This is a genomic window from Alistipes timonensis JC136 (assembly GCF_900107675.1).
Lineage (GTDB): Bacteria > Bacteroidota > Bacteroidia > Bacteroidales > Rikenellaceae > Alistipes > Alistipes timonensis.
The window spans coordinates 480,166-496,587 of the sequence record NZ_FNRI01000002.1 but is presented as its reverse complement, the minus strand read 5'-3'; the positions used below and the strand labels follow the sequence as shown (position 1 = coordinate 496,587).

Sequence of the window (16,422 nt, the reverse complement as noted above, 5' to 3'; positions counted from 1 at the left end):
GATATGAAAAAATATATTTTTCTGATATTTGCGGCGGCGACGGCCGTTTTCGCAGCCTGTTCGTCCGACGAAGGAACGTCGGCATATCCCGATAAACTGGAAGTCGTGCTGACTCCGACGTGGGACGCCACCCGGGGCATGACCAGTTCGAGCCAGACCCGGACCGTGGCCGTGACGCTCAATGTGGAGAGCGTACACTGGACGGTGTCTTCCGATAGCGACTGGTGCGTCGTCGACGAGGAGGAGAGTCACGTGGGCAGCGGTGAATTCACGATCGAGGTGACGGCCAACGAGGATTTCAAGTCGCGCGATGCGATCGTCACCCTTTCGGCGGGCGCTTTCACCTACCGGATGACCGTCGACCAGTCGGGTAACATCTTCATTCTCGACAAGGTTTACTCCGTGGTGGCTCCGAACGATTCCGAAGCCATCGAGGTCGTGGTCAAAACCCTTTCGAAATGGCAGCCGGTGGATTCGGAATGGATTCACGGCGAGGTCGTCGAGACCTCCGAGCCGGATGCCGAAGGCATGACCACCTCGACGCTCCGCATCCGCTGCGACGCCAATACGGGCGCTGCGGGGCGTTATGGCACGCTGACGATCGAACCGACCGACGGGGTGGGTTACAGCACCGAATATGCCGTTTATCAATTCGGAACGGATATGCCGTTCGGCACCGACGGCAAGCTCGGCCTGGCGGCCAAAGGCGAGGTGAAATTCGATGTGGTGGCACCGGCCGAGGCGGTCGTCGGCGTGACCTGCCCGACGTGGATTACCTATGTGTCCGAACCGGACGGGGAGCAGGCGACCTATACCTTTTCCGTTGCGGAGAACCCCAGCGACACGAAAACCGAGCGCGAAGGTGTGATCGAGTTTTCGATTAAGGACATCGAGGCGCAGACCGCTCTGCCCGCCATCAGGCAGGCGTTCTATCCTGCGGGCGGCATCGTTTCGGGCGCCGGCCTGAAGATGTTCGCCGAGGCGTTCAATGCCGGGGAAGACACCTCCGACTGGACGTCGGGCGAAGGCGGCAAGACCGTCGAGGTGCTGGGCGACGTCGATATGAAGGATGTCGAGTGGACCTCGATCGGTACGGCGGAGCGTCCGTTCGACGGCGTCGTTGCCGGCAACGGGCACCTGATCCAGAACTGGAATACGTCAGAACCGCTCTTCGGCCATACGGCCGAGGGTTCGGAGATCCGCGAGCTGACGATCGACGCTGCGTCGAGAGTGACCGCACGAAGCGTCGCTGCGGGCGAATATGCCGCGGCGCTTGTCGGGGTCTGCAACGGCACGCTGCGTAATTGCAGCAACATGGCCGCCGTGACGCTCGATGCCGCCGCCACGGTGGACGGAGCGTGCGGCGTAGGCGGTCTGGTCGGTCTGGTCGGAGCGACCGGACGTGTCGAGAACTGTTCGAACGGCGGGCTCGTTACGCTGGGCAGCGGCGTTGTCGGCAATAAAGTCTCGATAGGCGGCGTTGCAGCCGAAACCGAGTCCGGGTCCGTCGTGTCGGGATGCACCAACGAGGGAGGCATCGCCTCTTCGGGCGCTACGCCCAAAGTCAATACGGCGGGCCTCTATACGGGCGGCGTTGTCGGCTATGCCGGCGGCGCGGTCGAGAACTGCACGACGGAGGGCGGCAAGACCGTCGCCCTGCAGATCAAAGCCGCCTACATGAGTTACACGGGCGGCATTGCCGGTTGGGCCGACGGATCGGTGACGGGCTGTACCAACAAACAACCTCTCTCGATCGCCGCCAACCGTTTGGGCGACGCCTGCCGCTATGCTTATGCGGGCGGTGTGGCCGGCAAGTCGACGGGAGCCATTTCGGGGTCGAAGAACCGCGGCAATCTGACCGCCACGGCGGTCTGCAAGTTCGTCATCATGGGCGGTATCGTGGGTTCGGCCGACGGAGCGGTGTCCGATGTCATCAATGCGGCTTCGGTTTCGGTTCCCGGAAACCCCGAAGGGGCGAACGGTCCGCTGAAAGAGGCTTTCTTCGGTCCCCGCTATGCCTATATCGGAGGAGTGGCCGGTCAGGTGATGGGCAAGGGGTCGGTTACCGGCAACGGCGATACGACCAACTCGGGCGCTGTCTCGATCGAACAGATGGAGTATGCCACGACGGACATCATCGCTGCGGGCGGAATCGTCGGCATGCACCTGGGCAAGGTTTCCGCTGCGGTCAATTCAGGCGCCGTTACGGTATCGGCGACGCCCGCGTCGGGAACTCCCGCCTGGGAAGCCCGCTGCTTGGGCGGTATCGCGGGTCTTGTCGGGGAGATCGGCAAGGATCATTCGGGCGCTTCGGTGTCCGATTCGAAGAACTTGGCCGCCGTCAAGCACGACCGGCTGGTGCGGGCCAATGCCATGCCCGTCTACGAAGGCGGTGTCGCCGGGTATGTGCTCGCTTCGGATTGTACGATTTCGGGCTGTGCCAACAGCGGCGAGGTGAACAGCGATTTTTATAACAATAATATCGAATACGACGACAACGTTAAAGGCAAGCGTGCGAACTGTACGGGCGGTATAGTCGGTGCGGTCGTTTCGACGGCGGAACCCAATGTCGTTTCGACGTGTTCGAATTCGGGTGCGATGGTCGTTTACCGCGGTATGGCAGGCGGAGTGGTTGGCTATGCCCAGAATACGCGGGTTGCGGAGTGTACGAATACGGGCGGCTTCAACGCTTCCAACCGGAACGGGCGGAGCGGCGGTATTGCGGGACAGGCCATGAATTCGCAGATTACGGGATGCGTAAACCGGGCGATGGTCGTGGCCGACGGTACGGGCGATGCGAATCCGGCCAATTTGGGCGGTCTTGTCGGCGTTCTCTCCAAAGGCTCTTCCATGTCGGATTGCCGGCATTACGGAGTCGTCTATGATCGGAACTATACGTCGACGACCGTCTGGGGCGGTGTCGCAGGCGTTTCGGTCGCAGGCGCCACGATCGACAACTGCGGTTTCGGCGGAATTTACCGGAAAAGCATAGACAGTTCGAATTCGACCGAGACGGCGATAAAGCTCTCGGACATCTGCGGCGACACGAACTTCACCGGTTCGGGCAACTCGCTTTGGGACGGAAAATAAACGGTTAGTGGGTCGGGGACGGGGCGAAGCCTCCGTTCCGTCCCCGTTTTTTTAACAATGATGCGCGAATGGTACGACAACTGATATTTGCCCTCGTGGCAGGATGGCTCCTGGCCGCCTGCGGAGGCAGCGATGCGCCCGGAGGGACCGGGCCGGGCGGTCCGGACGCGACCGTCAGCGGAACGGTCCTCGACCAGCGTGGATTGCCCGTCGAAGGGGTGGTAGTGAGCGACGGACTGCTCACGACCCTGACCGACGAGTCCGGGAATTACGCGCTCGACAGCGACCTTTCGAAGCGGAGGTTCGTGCAGGTGACCATCCCTGCGGCGTATGAGATTCCCGTGAAAGACGGCATTCCGCAGTTCTGGCAGCGTATTCCGGAGGGTTCTACGAAAGTCAGGGCCGATTTCACGCTCACGGCCCGCCGCAAGGCGGCCCCGCGTTATACGATCCTGATGACGGCCGATCCGCAGATTCGTTCGCGCAATGCGCGTTACGACAATTTCGCATTCCATTCGATCGACATGTACGAGGAGATGTGCCGCGATTTGCAGGAGACGGCCGCGTCGATTACCGACCGTCCGGTTTACGGCATTTCGCTGGGCGACCTGGTCCACAACGATATGTCGCTCTATCCGACCTATTGCGCCGGGATCGCGGATTTCGATTTCCCGGTCTTCAACGTGATCGGCAACCACGATCATGTGCAGAACGTGGCGACCGACCGCGAGGCGGTGAAGAAGTTCGAGGAGCACCTCGGCCCGACCTGCTATTCGGTCGAACTGGGCGAGCTGCATTTCATCTTCCTCGACAATATCATCATGAAGAACAACACGCTCGATCCGAACGCCACGGGGGCGTATAACGACGGGCTTTCGGACGAGGTGTACAGCTGGCTGTGCAACGATCTGAAATACGTCGACAAAAACAAGATCATCATGCTCTGCGCCCACAGTTCGATGTTCCGCAAACCCGACTCCGAACCTGCCGAGCGCGACAAGCACGGTCCCGACTATGCCTCGCGCCTGGCGCAGTACCGTTTCGTGCACTCCTGGGCGGGCCATTCGCACATCAATTTCAACTATGCCTATTCGGCCGAGGAGCCGGCGGCGAAATTCCCCAATGTCGAGTCGCACATTCTGGCCCGTTCGACCGGGGCGCTGTGGCTCAACGAGCGGATCTCGACCGACGGGACGCCGCGGGGTTATCTGGTCGTGGATGTCGACGGCGAGCAGATCAGCTGGTACTACAAACCTTCGGGGCTGGGGCGCGACCGTCAGATCCGGGCCTATGCTCCGGGAGCCTGGTACAGCGACGGATATGTCTATGCCAACGTCTGGAACCACGATGCCCGGTGGAGCGAAGTCCGCTATACGGACAGCGGCAAGGACAAAGCCGGGATGAAGCGGGTCACCGCCTATGACGGGGCCTTCGTCCGGATGGCCGACTACTATAACTCGACGCAGAACACGGCGACGTTCGAACCTTTCCGAACCTCGCATATGTTCCGCATTCTGCCCACGGCCGGGGCGACGCAGGCGACCATCGAGACGACGGACCGTTTCGGCGAACACTATACGACTACGTTGGAGTGGTAACAAACCTGAAAATTTAACCGAATTATGAAGAAATTGTCATTGACCCTTCTTGCCGTGGCGGTAACTTTGGCCGCTGCTGCGGGAGGCATCTCCTCCGCTGCGGATCTCGCGGCCTTTGCCGAGGCCGTCAATGCGGGCGGCGATATCGCCGCATGGCAGGACGAGCGCGGCGAGGTGCATCTGAAAGCCGATATTGACATGGGTAAGGTAAAACGTTTCGCGCGGATTGCGAATTTCGAGGGCGTTTTCGACGGCGAAGGCCATGCGATCCTCAACTGGAAGACCGACGGCGGATTGTTCCGGCTCGTCGCCGAGGGCAGCACGGTGCGCAATCTCGTGATCGCGCCGAGCTGTTCGATGAAAGTGTCGGACGACGGTGACGACGCGCTCTATGCGGGTTTCGTGGCCGATGTGAACCACGGTACGCTGGAACGCTGCGAGAACTACGGTTCCATTGTGCACCGTTCGCCCCGATCGCAGCACGACAATTACGTGGGCGGCGTCTGCGGCATGAACAAATACATCGTCATCCGTTGCAAGAACGGCGGCGAAATCACCTCGGCGGGCAACTGTCCGTCGCTGGCCCCGACTGCCGAACCGCGGATGTACCTGGGCGGCGTGCTGGGCGGAAGCCTCGGGCGTTCGCTGCCGGGGGCCTTCGTGGCTTATTGCGAGAACACCGGGCGCGTCAGCTATTCGGGCGCGTTCATCGTCTCGCACATCGGCGGCATCGTGGGTTACAACATGCGCGTAAAGACCAAGTTCTGCATCAACCGCGGCGAGATCGTCTCCGCGGCGCGCGGCGTCGAGGAGGGCAGCGACCGTTACTGTCAGGAGATGGCGGGCGGCATCTGCGGCATGGCCAAGGGCGACGTGATGTGCTGCGACAATTTCGGGGCCGTCACCACGCGCGGTTATGCGTACAGCCTCACGGCCGGCATCTGCGGATCGGCCCACGAGTCGCTGACCGTCGGCGACTGCGACAATTTCGCGCCCGTTACCTCGACGAGTTCCTATCAGGCTTCCGTCGGCGGCATTGTCGGATTGTCGGGGCGTCCCGTCGTCGTTTCGCACTGCCGCAACAAGGGGGCGGTACGGTTCGACGGCGTGAGCGTAGACCGCCGCTCGACCGCCGGAGGGATCGTGGGCGATATCTACGCCAAGAAAGACGCCGTCTATGCCGCTTCGGTCCGTGATTGCCGCAACGAGGGCGATGTCTCCTGCGGCCTGGGCGAGAACACGCGCAACAGTGCACGGGGTATCCAGGCGGCCGGCATCGTGGGCTTCGTCAACGGCAATGAGACGGTGAGCGCCGACGTGCGCGATTGTGTGAATACGGGGCGCGTGCGCTCCGAATCGGGACGTGCGGCCGGCATCTGCGGTTTCGCCGGCTATTGCGATTTCGACGGCAACGAAAACCTCGGGACCGTCGAAGGAGGCGGTGCTCTGTTGGGCGGCATCGTCGCGGCTTTTGAAAACGGAGCCGTCAGAGGATGTACGAACCGGGGCGACGTGCTCGCCGGGGCGAAAGGTCAGGCGGGCGGTATCGCCGCCACGACGTGGAACGGCGGGAACTCCCGCATCGAGGCGTGCCGCAACGGCGGCGTGGTGAAGGGGATGTTCGGACTGGCCGGGTCGATCCTCGGCGAAGGCCGTACCGCGACCGACCGCATCGAAGCGTGCGGTGTCGGCGGCGGCGTGGGAACGTCGGCGCAGGGCCGCGATGCGGCGGCGAAGGCTTCGCCCGGGAATTTCGAACAGTTCGTCACCGGGCGCAACGTCGTAAAGAACAAGGCGGTCGTGGACCTCGCAAGCTGTTATTACTGGGACGGGAACAACTAAAAACGCAAGATATGAAACGTTTGATTATCTATATCTGGGCGACGCTGCTCTGCTGCACCGCCTATGCCCAGACTCCGAATGTGACGGGCCGCGTCGTGTCGAGCGGCGGACTGCCCATCGAGGGCGTCGTGGTGAGCGACGGGCTTAACTGTACGCAGACCGATGCCGACGGGCGCTATGCCCTGACGAGCGACCTCTCGCTGCGTCGTTTCGTCTTCATTTCGGTTCCGGCCGAATACGAGATACCGGCGCGTCATGGCTGTCCGCAGTTTTTCAAACCCATCGACCGCTTCCAGAAGGAGGTGAAGGCCGATTTCGTACTCGAACCGCGCATGACGCCCGCCGTACACCATACGCTGCTCGTGCAGGGCGATCCCCAGATCAAAAACTACGGTGTCGACGGTTCGGCCGAGGCTTACCGTTCGGTGGTCATTCCCGACATGATCCGCATGCGCAACACGATCAGGACCCCGTGCTACGGCATCAACCTCGGCGACCTGGTCTACAACGACATGAACGTCTACAACACCTATATCGACAATACGGAGCGGGTGAACACGACGACCTTCAATGTCATCGGCAACCACGACCACGACCAGACGACTATCCTGAGCGATTCGCTGGGCACCGTCTATTTCGAAATGTACCTCGGGCCGACCTGCTATTCGGCCAATATCGGCAACATGCACTACGTCTTTGTGGACAACATCCTCTACGGGCGCGAGGACGCTTCGAAATCCTACGAGCTGGGGCTGAGCGACGAGATCGCCCATTGGCTCAGACAAGACCTGAGCTATGTGCCCAAGGACAAGACGATCATGATCTGCGCCCATTCGCAGATGTTCAAAAAACACAGCAGCTTCTCGACCCGCAACAGGAACTATGCGGTCTACCGCGACGAACTGCTCAAATTCCGGAACGTCTATTCGTGGGCCGGGCACAACCACCACACGTATATCTACAATTACAACCGTTCGGAACAGATGCCCATCGAGAACCTGACGGCCGTTACCGTCACCCGTTCGACGGGTTCGCTGCGCCTGAACAAGCATCTCAACAACGACGGCACGCCGCAGGGCTACATGATCGTCGATGTCGACGGCGACGACGTGTCGTGGTATTACCACTCCTGCGGCAAGGACCGCAGTCACCAGATGCGTCTCTATTCGCCCGTGCGGACCGGAAGCGACTACGTGCTGGCCAACGTCTGGACGTGGGATGATGCCTGGGGACCCGTCGAATGGTGGGAGAACGGCGTGAAAGCGGGCGAGATGGAGCCCTGCGAGGAGTTCGACCCCGATTATGTGGACCTGTACGCCACGGTGACCAATAAGACCACCCGCAAATATTGCCAGCCCGCAAAGTCGTTCCACATGTTCCGTATCAAGCCCACGCCGGGCGTGAAGGCGGGCGAGGTTCGGGTGACCGACCGCTTCGGGACAACTTATACGGAGCACGTGAGTTGGTAAGGTACGGTTTTGGATACTGTTCCGCAGTCAGCTTGCCAGATAGAAGATGTTTCATACCGGAGTCCCATATTTCGGGTATACCGAACAGGAGGTAAAAGAGGTGTTTACGGCTCTTTATCCGCGGTTGTGCGCCTATATCGGCGGCGTGACCGGCCGCGGGGACCTCGGTGACGATGTCATTCAGGAGATCTTCTACAAGTTCCTCCGGCGCCGGCCCTGCCTGGACCGCGCCAAGGTGCCGTCCTACCTCTTTTCGATGGCCCACAACGAGTGCCTGAACTGGCTGCGGCAGAATAAGATACTTTACAACAGCGTCGACCTGGGCAAATTGCAGGAATCCCGGGCGTGGGAGACGCTCGCTCTGTGCGATTTTCTCGACGCGCCCAACGACTCTCCGCTGGCCACGCTGCTGATCGAGGAGGTGTTGGCGTTGTGCGACCGCCTGCCGCCCCAGACTGCGCGGATTTTCCGGATGAGCCGCATCGACGGCCTGACCAACCGGGAGATCGCCGAACGGCTGCACATTGCGCAGCGCACGGTTGAAAAACATATTTCCCTTTCGATCCGCTGGTTCCGCCGTTCGCCGCAGTTCAAGGGCCGCTGGCCGGATTCGGAATGAAACGACTGACAAACTGAAAAACCTGATATGAAGAAACTGTTTATCCTTTTTTGCGCCGCTGCGTCCGCAACGGCGTTCCCTGCCGCTGCGCAGACCTTTTCGACGGGAACCTACAACGTGCGGCAGCTCAATGCCGCGGACGACGCCCGGGGCGACGGCTGGCAGCAACGCCTGCCGGTGATCGCGTCGCTCATCCGCTTCCATGATTTCGATATTTTCGGGGCCCAGGAGGTGTTCCACAGCCAGTTGGAGGACCTTTTAGGGGCGCTGCCCGGTTACGGCTACACCGGTGTCGGGCGTGACGACGGCGCCGAGGCAGGCGAATATTCCGCCGTGTTCTACAAGCGCGATCGTTTCGAACTGCTCGACTCGGGCCATTTCTGGCTTGCCGAGGACCCTTCGCGCCCGAACAAGGGCTGGGATGCCAAGTATGTCCGCATCTGTTGCTGGGGGCGTTTTTTCGACCGCGAAACCCGGGAACGGTTCTGGTTCTTCACCCTGCACACCGATCACAAGGGCGAACGTGCGCAGGTCGAGAGCTGCCGGCTGGTGCTGGATAAAATCCGGACGATGTGCCGCGGCGAACGCGCCGTGCTGACGGGCGATTTCAACGTCGGCGAGACGAGCGAAAGCTACGCCGTGCTGCGCGACTCGGAACTGCTCGCCGACACCTACGACCTGGCCGAGATCAAATACGCCTGGACCGGGACGGAAAACGGCTTCGATCCCGACCGTAAGACCTTCCGCCATATCGACTACGTCTTCGTGACGCCCGGTTTCCGGGTCCTGCGCTACGGCATCCTGACCGACACCTACCGTTCGGAGGAGCCCGTGGGCAGCGCAAAGCCTTTCCGCGCCCGCACGCCTTCGGACCACTTCCCGGTGCTGGTCGAGCTGGCTTTCACCAAGTAAAATTCACCGTAACCTGAAACTATTTCCGAACAAACGAATGAGCATACTCTCTTTCTTTCGTAAAAGCGAGCCTTCGGCGCCCTTCACGGGCGACGACGCGGCGCGCATGAAACTTTACAAGAAGCTGCGTTTCCAGAGCTTCATCGCCGGCACGGTCGGTTACAGCCTCTATTACGTCTGCCGCACGAGCCTCAATGTGGTCAAGAAGCCGATCCTCGAGAGCGGGGCGCTCGATGCCACGCAATTGGGCATCATCGGTTCGGCGCTGCTGTTCGCCTACGCCATCGGCAAATTCGTCAACGGATTCCTCTCCGACCACAGCAACATCAAGCGTTTCATGGCTGCGGGACTGTGCGTCTCGGCCGTCGCCAACCTGCTGGTCGGGGCGCTGGGCTTCGCCAACGGCGGGGGCATGGTCGGCAACATGACGCTCTTCATCGCCTTCGCCGTGATGTGGGGCGTCAACGGATGGTCGCAGTCGATGGGCGCGCCCCCGGCGATCATCGCCCTCTCGCGCTGGTATCCCCTGAGCAAGCGCGGCACCTACTACGGATTTTTCAGCGCCAGCCACAACCTCGGCGAGTTCCTCTCGTTTCTCTTCGTCGGGGCCGTCGTCGGCATCTTCGGCTGGCAGTGGGGATTCGTCGGATCGTCCCTGGCCGGGGTGCTGGGCGTGCTGGTGATCGTTTTTCTGCTCCACGATACGCCTGAATCGAAGGGCCTGCCCCCGATCGAGGTGCTGACCGGAGAGGAGGCTCCCGAACAGAACCATAACCACGGTTCGACCTCCGAATTGCAGCGTTCGGTCATCCGCAATCCTTTCGTCTGGGTGCTGGCGCTGTCGAGCGCCTTCATGTATGTCTCGCGCTACGCCATCAACGGCTGGGGCGTGCTGTTTCTGCAGGAGGTCAAAGGATATTCGCTGGCTACGGCCACGCAGGTCATCTCGGTCAACGCCCTGCTGGGGATCGTCGGAACGGTCTTTTCGGGATGGTTGTCCGATACGCTGTTCCACGGCCGCCGCAACGTGCTGGCTTTCGGTTTCGGCGTGCTGAACACCATCGCCCTGTGCCTGTTCCTCTACTCGGGCGACAGCATGTTCGTCAACCTGCTGAGCATGGTGTTATTCGGCATGGCCATCGGGGTGCTGATCTGCTTCCTGGGCGGGCTGATGGCTATCGACATCGTGCCGCGCGAAGCTACGGGTGCGGCCCTCGGGATCGTCGGAATGGCCAGCTATGTCGGCGCCGGGTTGCAGGACATCGTCAGCGGATGGCTCATCAATTCGGGCAAGACGGTCACCGACGGTGTTACGACCTACGATTTCGATACGGCGATCATCTTCTGGATCGCGGCTTCGGCGCTCTCGTTCATCCTCGCGCTGTTCGTTTCGAAGAGAGCGCACGCCTGAGAGAAGGCCGGTCCGGTAAGTGAAACGCCGCCTGATTGTTCAGGCGGCGTTTTTTCAGGTTGCCGGAATCACAGGAATCCGCCGGGGAGGGAGGACCGTACCTCGGGCGCGTTTCGTATCGCTTCGGGGATCGCATTCCTCGTATAGATGCTCACCTCGGCAATGTCGGTGTCGCTGGTCATCGTCATCGTTTTTCTGTCGCCGCTCAGTTCGAAGGCGTAGTCGGTTTTCCAGGGCTTGCCGCTGTTGTAACGTCCCGAGAGCCGGGTGCTCACCTCCGGAGGCTGCAATACGGCGCAGGAGGGTATCGGGACGCTGCGCGCCTTGGCGGCGCAGGCGGCCGGACGCATCGGGGTCATGGCGGGGAGCGGCGTCAATCCGTCGAACGCCCGTCTGCTGGCCGCCGCGGGAGTCGATGCCCTGCACTTCAGCGCCCGCCGGGAACGTGAGGGAGCGATGCGATTCCGCAATCCGCAGGTTTCGATGGGCGGGTGTGCCGGTGTTCCGGAATACTCCGTGACCGATGCCGACGAAACTCTCGTCCGGCAGATACTCGCTGAATTGAACAGGGCATAGCCCCTCCCTCGTTCGGCGTCGTCAGCCGGCCACCCCCATTGCTTCGCGGACCCGTTCCGCCTCCTGACGGCCCTGTTCGGTCGCGGAGCCGCGCACTACGGTGAAGAGCACGCGCAGGGTGACTTCGCGGTGCCGGGTTCCGGCTGTGACGTTCTGCCAGAAAAGCTGTTCGAACAGTTCGTAATAGGCTTCGCCGAGCAGGTAGCCCTGTTCGACTCCCTGCCGGAAGATCGTGTGCTGCTGTTCCTGCAATTTTTGCCGTTCGAGTTCGATGGCGTCGACCACGGCAGGGTAGTAGGGTGCGTCCTCGGAGAACATCCAGCTCATCTGCCCGAAAGCGTCGCAGGCCGTGACGGCCGTGCGGATCAGTGCTTCGACGGGATTCGCGGACGAAGCCTCCACGGCTTTCAGCGTCTCGTCGAGCTGTTGCAGACCGTATTCGACGCTCTGTTCCGCCAGTTCGCGCTTGTCGCCGACGGCGGCGTGCAGGTCGTGGCGGGAGACGCCGAGCTTGTCGGCGATCTTGTGCAGGTTCAGGTCCCGGATTCCTTCGCGCAGGAAAATCCCGTAAGCGGCTTTCAGCATTTCTTCTCGGTTCATAGTCGTATGGTTTTGAGGTGTCGTCCGTAAATGGGTTCTATGCCTGCTTGCGATAGGTCGCGGCAGCAAGCGTGAAGGCCAGCCGGCGGCACTCTCGAGTGTCACCTGTGCGCCGGCCGAAAGTCCGGCCGGCCGGCATCCGCACGGAAGGGCGATTCGTTTCATGGTCATGCTTTTTTGAGTCGGCGCAGGATGATCTCCACGTTTTCCGCCCTGCGCATTCCGAAGAAATGTTCCCGGTCGCCGGAGAGGTCGCCGAAGACAGGCTCGATGATGTGGAACCCGATGAACGGGAAGACGTTGAGCGAAATGATGTCCAACAACAGCATCCGGGCGTCGACCGGCTCGGTTTCGCCGCGGGCTGCCGAGGCATCCAACTCCTGCTGGATGTCGTGCATCAGCCCTTCGGCGATGGTCCGGATGCGGCGGCGCATCGCTTCGTAACGCTCGGGACGCGAAAAGACCTCGTTGACGATGAAGCGCGGCAGGTCGGGATTCGCCGCGATAAAGTCGAAGTGGCTCTCGACGCCGTCCCGGATGCGTTCCTGCAGAGGCAGGTCCGGCTGGCCGAAGGCGGTCAGCACCGACTGGCTCATCAGGCGCGTCTTCTCGTCGAGGATGCGTTCGAACAACTGCTCCTTGGTCCGGAAATAGTAGTGCAGCATGGCGTGCGTCACGCCCGCCGCCTCGGCGATCGAGGTCGTGCGCGCCCCGGCGAATCCTTTGTCGAGGAATTCCCGTTCGGCGGCTTCCAGAATCGCCTGTTCCTTGTTTCTGGCCGGTTTGGTCATGGTATCGTGCGGCTTTAACAATTTTGTCAATGTAAATATACGACTGATTTTTGATATTCAACAAAATTGTTAGATTATTTTGTTAACACCTGCGGATTTTTTGTCCGGACCGCCCGGGAGGATCGTTCTCGGCCGGTTTTGTCCGATTCTGCAGCGATGGAGGGCCCCGGGTTGGGCAAATCCGGGAAATTCTTTATACCTTTGTCCGCTGGAATGAAAGCATCTTTCAAAAAAATATACGCTTCGCTGGACGCCGATCGGCTGGTGCTCCTGTGGCTTGCCGTGTGGTGGGTGTGCAACCTCCTGCAGGCCGGGCTGACGGAACTCGCCAACGACGAAGCCTATTACCACCTGTTCGCCGAACGGCTCGCATGGGGCTATTTCGACCATCCGCCCATGACGGCCCTGCTGGTCTGGGCCGGGGAACACCTCTTCGGCGGCGAACTGGGCGTGCGGTTCTTCTTCACCGTGCTCCAGCCCCTCTACCTCTGGATTCTGTGGCGCATCGTCCGCCCTGCGGATGCGGACCGCAGGGATGCCGCGCTGTTCGTGGTGCTTGCGGCCTCGACGCTGATGCTCCAGCTCTACGGCTTTATCGCCGTGCCCGACGGGCCGCTGATGCTCACTGCGGCGCTGTTCCTGCTGACGTTCAAAAGATTTACCGAAGGCCGCCGCATGGCGTGGCTCTGGATGGGCGTCGCCATGGCGCTGATGGCTTACAGCAAATACCATGGGGCGCTGGTGGTCCTCTTCGCGCTGGCGGTGACCCCCCCCCGCCAACTGCTGCGTCCCTCGCTATACCTGAGCGGAGCCGTGGCCCTGCTGCTGCTCGTGCCGCACCTCGTGTGGCAGTACGACCACGACTGGGCGTCGTTCGCCTACCACCTCTCGGGCCGCAATTCGGTCTTCAAACCCAACTACGTCGTCGAGTTTCTGGGCAACATGCTGGTCGTCTTCAATCCGTTCCTCGTGCCGCTGTACGTGCAGGCGTGGCGGAAAGTGAAGCCGCAGACGGTGGTCGGACGCGCCCTGAAACTCCTGCCCGTGGCCTTCATCGGCTTCTTCCTGCTCTCGTCCCTGCGGGGATACGTGCAGCCCCAGTGGGTGATCGTGGCGTGCTTCGGCCTGATTTACGTGCTGTTCACCTATGCGCGGCGCCATCCCCGCACGCACCGTTACGTGATGTGGGCGGGCGGTGTGACCGTCGCGCTGATCGGGCTGGTGCGGCTCGAGATGATTTTCAATCCGCTGGGCATCCGCTTCGAGGTGTTCGACAACCGCGCGAGCTACGGCGCCATCGCCGAAGCGGCCGACGGCCGGCCGGTGATCTTCCGGCAGGGCTATGCCGTGGCGGCCAAATATGCGTTCTACACGGGCGGCGAGGCCTATTGCCAGCCCAATATTCGTTACCGCACGCACCAGTGGCAGTTCCGGGACGACGATTCCCGCTTCACGGGGCGCGAAGTGCTCGTCGAATGTCCGGCCGAAATGGCCGATACGACCCGGGAGGTCCGGAGCCTCACGATGGCCAACGGCCGGCGGTTCACGTGGTTCGTCGACCGGAGTTTCCATCCGGTGCGGCTGGTGGACATTGCCGTGACGGGGCTGCCTGCCGAGGTGGCTGTGGGCGAGGTGTTGCAGTTGGAACTGACGATCACGAACCCTTATCCTTACGATATTGCGGTCGGCGGGACGGATGTGCAACTGGCGATGTTGTGGAAGCACGGACGTTTCCGGGTCGACGAGTTCCCGACCGGGGCGCAGTTCACGATTCCGGCGGACAACGTGCTGACCCGCACGGTGACCTTCTCCGTGCCGCCGCAGCTGGCCGGGGAAAAGTTCGACGTGGGGTTTGCCCTGCGCCGCGAAGGGTATACGAATTGGTTTAACGGAAAAGCGGTCCCGACGGAAGTGGTCGGAAACTTATGATAGAACAATTTATAAAATTCTGCGTAGTCGGCGGTTCGGGCGTCTTCGTCGATTTCGGTATCACCTACCTCTGCAAGGAGTTCCTGCGGCTGAACAAATACGTGGCCAACTCGCTGGGATTCCTCTGCGCGTCGACCACGAATTATATTTTGAACCGTATCTGGACGTTCCACAACGAAAATCCCGACATTACGGGCCAGTACCTCCGTTTCCTGGGTATCGCGGTGATCGGACTGGCTATCAACAACGCCACGATCTACGTCCTGCACAACCGTTTCCGGCTGAATTTCTACCTGGCGAAACTCTTCGCTACGGGCGTGGTGACGTTCTGGAACTTCTTTATGAACTATTTCTTCACGTTTTAAGCGGCTTCGACCCGCTTCATCGGTTCCGGAATGCGGATGAATGCCGTCCAGCACATCCGCAGCCACAGGGCCAGCAGCAGCCACAGGTTAAGCTGCCATCCGTAGAAGAGCTGCATCACCTTCGGCGGGCACAGTATGTCTACCGGCATCACGACCACGATCACGAAGGTCGCCCAATAGGCGATCCGGTCGGCGAGACGGATTACCCCCCCCCGGCGCATCGTCCAGTACCACATCTGGTAGCCGATCAGCATAATCACATAGGTATGTCCCTCGCTGGAGTTGCTGAACAGGATGACGTACCCCATCAGGATCGCCAGGCAGGCGATCCTGAAGAAGGGCAGCCGCCAGTTGCGCCAGTTCGCCAGCACCCCGACGGCCAGCAGCGCCAGTACGCCGATCTGTATGTACATCCGGTAGGGCAGCAGTCCGAGCGGCCGCAGGTAGAAGACGTTCATCCATGTCCGGGTGCCCGGGTGTTCCGTCAGGGCGCCGATCCACTGGCCGTAGTAGTCGGGCAGTTCCGTAAGCGGCATGTTGACGGCCGGAGCCAGCAGGAAAGCGATGCCGATCAGCGCGGCGTAACCCAGGTTGCGCCAGAAATGCGGATAGAACAGCAGCATCGCCAGTTGGAAGATGCCGTATATTTTCGTGAATCCCGAGACCATAATCAGCAGCACGGCCCAGAACCCCTTGTCGCGTTCCAGCAGCGAGTAGGCGAACAAGAACATATAGCCTACGGCGACGTTGTACTGGAACGACAGCTGCGTGCAGGCCAGGATCAGGAAGGTGAAAAGGAACGATTTGCACTTCTCCTCGCGGGTGAATTTTCCGGGCAGGGTGAAGATCGCCGCGAACCAAAGCGTGAAGTTGAAGACATTCCATGCGATCGGCCCCAGCCATGCGGGCAGGTAGGCGAACGGTGCGAAGAGGATGTTGAAAAGCGGTCCGTAGAGGAAATAGTCGAGCCGGATGGGGAATCCCGCGGGCGGCCAGTTGGCGCCGTAGGGGGACACCTGCTGCCAGAAGAGCTTTGTCGACTCGGCGAAGATCATGAAATTGCGGTGTTTGCCGCGCGTGACTTCCGAGATTGAAAGTGCCAGCACCAGCAGCAGTCCGATGATGTAGAGGTTGCGGGGGTTGAGGAAAAACGCCCCGATGCGCCGCCAGACGGAACCCTCGGTTCCCGGCCGTGTGTTCAGCATTCCCTGCTCCATGTC

14 protein-coding genes are annotated in these 16,422 nt (G+C 61.1%); 10 read left to right on the top strand and 4 right to left on the bottom strand.

The features are described 5' to 3' along the window. Positions 1–3: 3 nt before the first annotated feature. The 7 genes from BLU78_RS04320 (at position 4) to BLU78_RS04290 (ending at position 10,941) form a co-directional block, all read left to right on the top strand. Entirely contained in the window at positions 4–3,090 is a 3,087-nt protein-coding gene (locus BLU78_RS04320) for a BACON domain-containing protein (RefSeq protein WP_010262912.1), read from the top strand. Positions 3,091–3,158: 68 nt separating this feature from the next. Continuing rightward, positions 3,159–4,688: a calcineurin-like phosphoesterase C-terminal domain-containing protein gene (locus tag BLU78_RS04315; RefSeq protein ID WP_010262913.1), complete on the top strand. Its 1,530-nt coding sequence runs from the start codon at positions 3,159–3,161 to the stop codon at positions 4,686–4,688. A gap of 24 nt (positions 4,689–4,712) precedes the next feature. Then, positions 4,713–6,530: a hypothetical protein gene (locus BLU78_RS04310; RefSeq protein ID WP_010262915.1), complete on the top strand. Its 1,818-nt coding sequence runs from the start codon at positions 4,713–4,715 to the stop codon at positions 6,528–6,530. A gap of 11 nt (positions 6,531–6,541) precedes the next feature. Then, positions 6,542–7,999, top strand: coding sequence for a calcineurin-like phosphoesterase C-terminal domain-containing protein (locus BLU78_RS04305; RefSeq protein WP_010262917.1), 1,458 nt, complete (start codon positions 6,542–6,544; stop codon positions 7,997–7,999). Positions 8,000–8,099: 100 nt separating this feature from the next. Further along, positions 8,100–8,618 carry a sigma-70 family RNA polymerase sigma factor gene (locus tag BLU78_RS04300; protein WP_231290849.1) on the top strand — a complete coding sequence of 173 codons (519 nt, stop codon included), beginning with the start codon at positions 8,100–8,102 and terminating at the stop codon, positions 8,616–8,618. Positions 8,619–8,645: 27 nt separating this feature from the next. Then, positions 8,646–9,530, top strand: a complete 885-nt coding sequence (locus BLU78_RS04295; RefSeq protein WP_010262924.1) for an endonuclease/exonuclease/phosphatase family protein — start codon at positions 8,646–8,648, stop codon at positions 9,528–9,530. 37 nt (positions 9,531–9,567) lie between these two features. Next, a complete protein-coding gene (locus BLU78_RS04290) occupies positions 9,568–10,941 on the top strand; it encodes an MFS transporter (RefSeq protein WP_010262927.1) in 1,374 nt (457 codons plus the stop codon). 68 nt (positions 10,942–11,009) lie between these two features. On the opposite strand, the gene BLU78_RS04285 is transcribed toward BLU78_RS04290, so the two are convergent. Continuing rightward, positions 11,010–11,216 (bottom strand): hypothetical protein, encoded by a 207-nt coding sequence (locus BLU78_RS04285; RefSeq protein WP_026020741.1) that lies wholly within the window; start codon positions 11,214–11,216, stop codon positions 11,010–11,012. On the opposite strand from BLU78_RS04285, the gene BLU78_RS04280 reads away from it, so the two are divergent. Continuing rightward, the gene (locus tag BLU78_RS04280) at positions 11,209–11,517 is read left to right on the top strand and encodes a copper homeostasis protein CutC (RefSeq protein ID WP_231290850.1); all 309 of its coding nucleotides are present in this window, start codon (positions 11,209–11,211) and stop codon (positions 11,515–11,517) included. The two genes, BLU78_RS04285 and BLU78_RS04280, sit on opposite strands and share 8 nt — an antisense overlap. A 21-nt stretch (positions 11,518–11,538) precedes the next feature. Here the strand turns inward: BLU78_RS04280 and BLU78_RS04275 are convergent, their stop codons facing one another. Next, positions 11,539–12,117, bottom strand: coding sequence for a TetR/AcrR family transcriptional regulator (locus tag BLU78_RS04275; RefSeq protein ID WP_010262935.1), 579 nt, complete (start codon positions 12,115–12,117; stop codon positions 11,539–11,541). Positions 12,118–12,284: 167 nt separating this feature from the next. Next, positions 12,285–12,908 (bottom strand): TetR/AcrR family transcriptional regulator, encoded by a 624-nt coding sequence (locus BLU78_RS04270; protein ID WP_010262940.1) that lies wholly within the window; start codon positions 12,906–12,908, stop codon positions 12,285–12,287. A gap of 213 nt (positions 12,909–13,121) precedes the next feature. Here BLU78_RS04270 and BLU78_RS04265 point away from each other — a divergent pair, with 213 nt between their 5' ends. Further along, on the top strand, positions 13,122–14,837 hold the full coding sequence (locus BLU78_RS04265; protein WP_074712000.1) for an ArnT family glycosyltransferase: 1,716 nt from the start codon (positions 13,122–13,124) through the stop codon (positions 14,835–14,837). Then, the gene (locus tag BLU78_RS04260; RefSeq protein WP_010262944.1) at positions 14,834–15,202 is read left to right on the top strand and encodes a GtrA family protein; all 369 of its coding nucleotides are present in this window, start codon (positions 14,834–14,836) and stop codon (positions 15,200–15,202) included. The genes BLU78_RS04265 and BLU78_RS04260 overlap by 4 nt, the downstream gene beginning before the upstream one ends. Here BLU78_RS04260 and BLU78_RS04255 read toward each other — a convergent pair. Beyond that, the gene (locus BLU78_RS04255) at positions 15,199–16,419 is read right to left on the bottom strand and encodes a glycosyltransferase family 87 protein (RefSeq protein WP_010262947.1); all 1,221 of its coding nucleotides are present in this window, start codon (positions 16,417–16,419) and stop codon (positions 15,199–15,201) included. The genes BLU78_RS04260 and BLU78_RS04255 overlap by 4 nt on opposite strands. Positions 16,420–16,422: the final 3 nt, after the last annotated feature.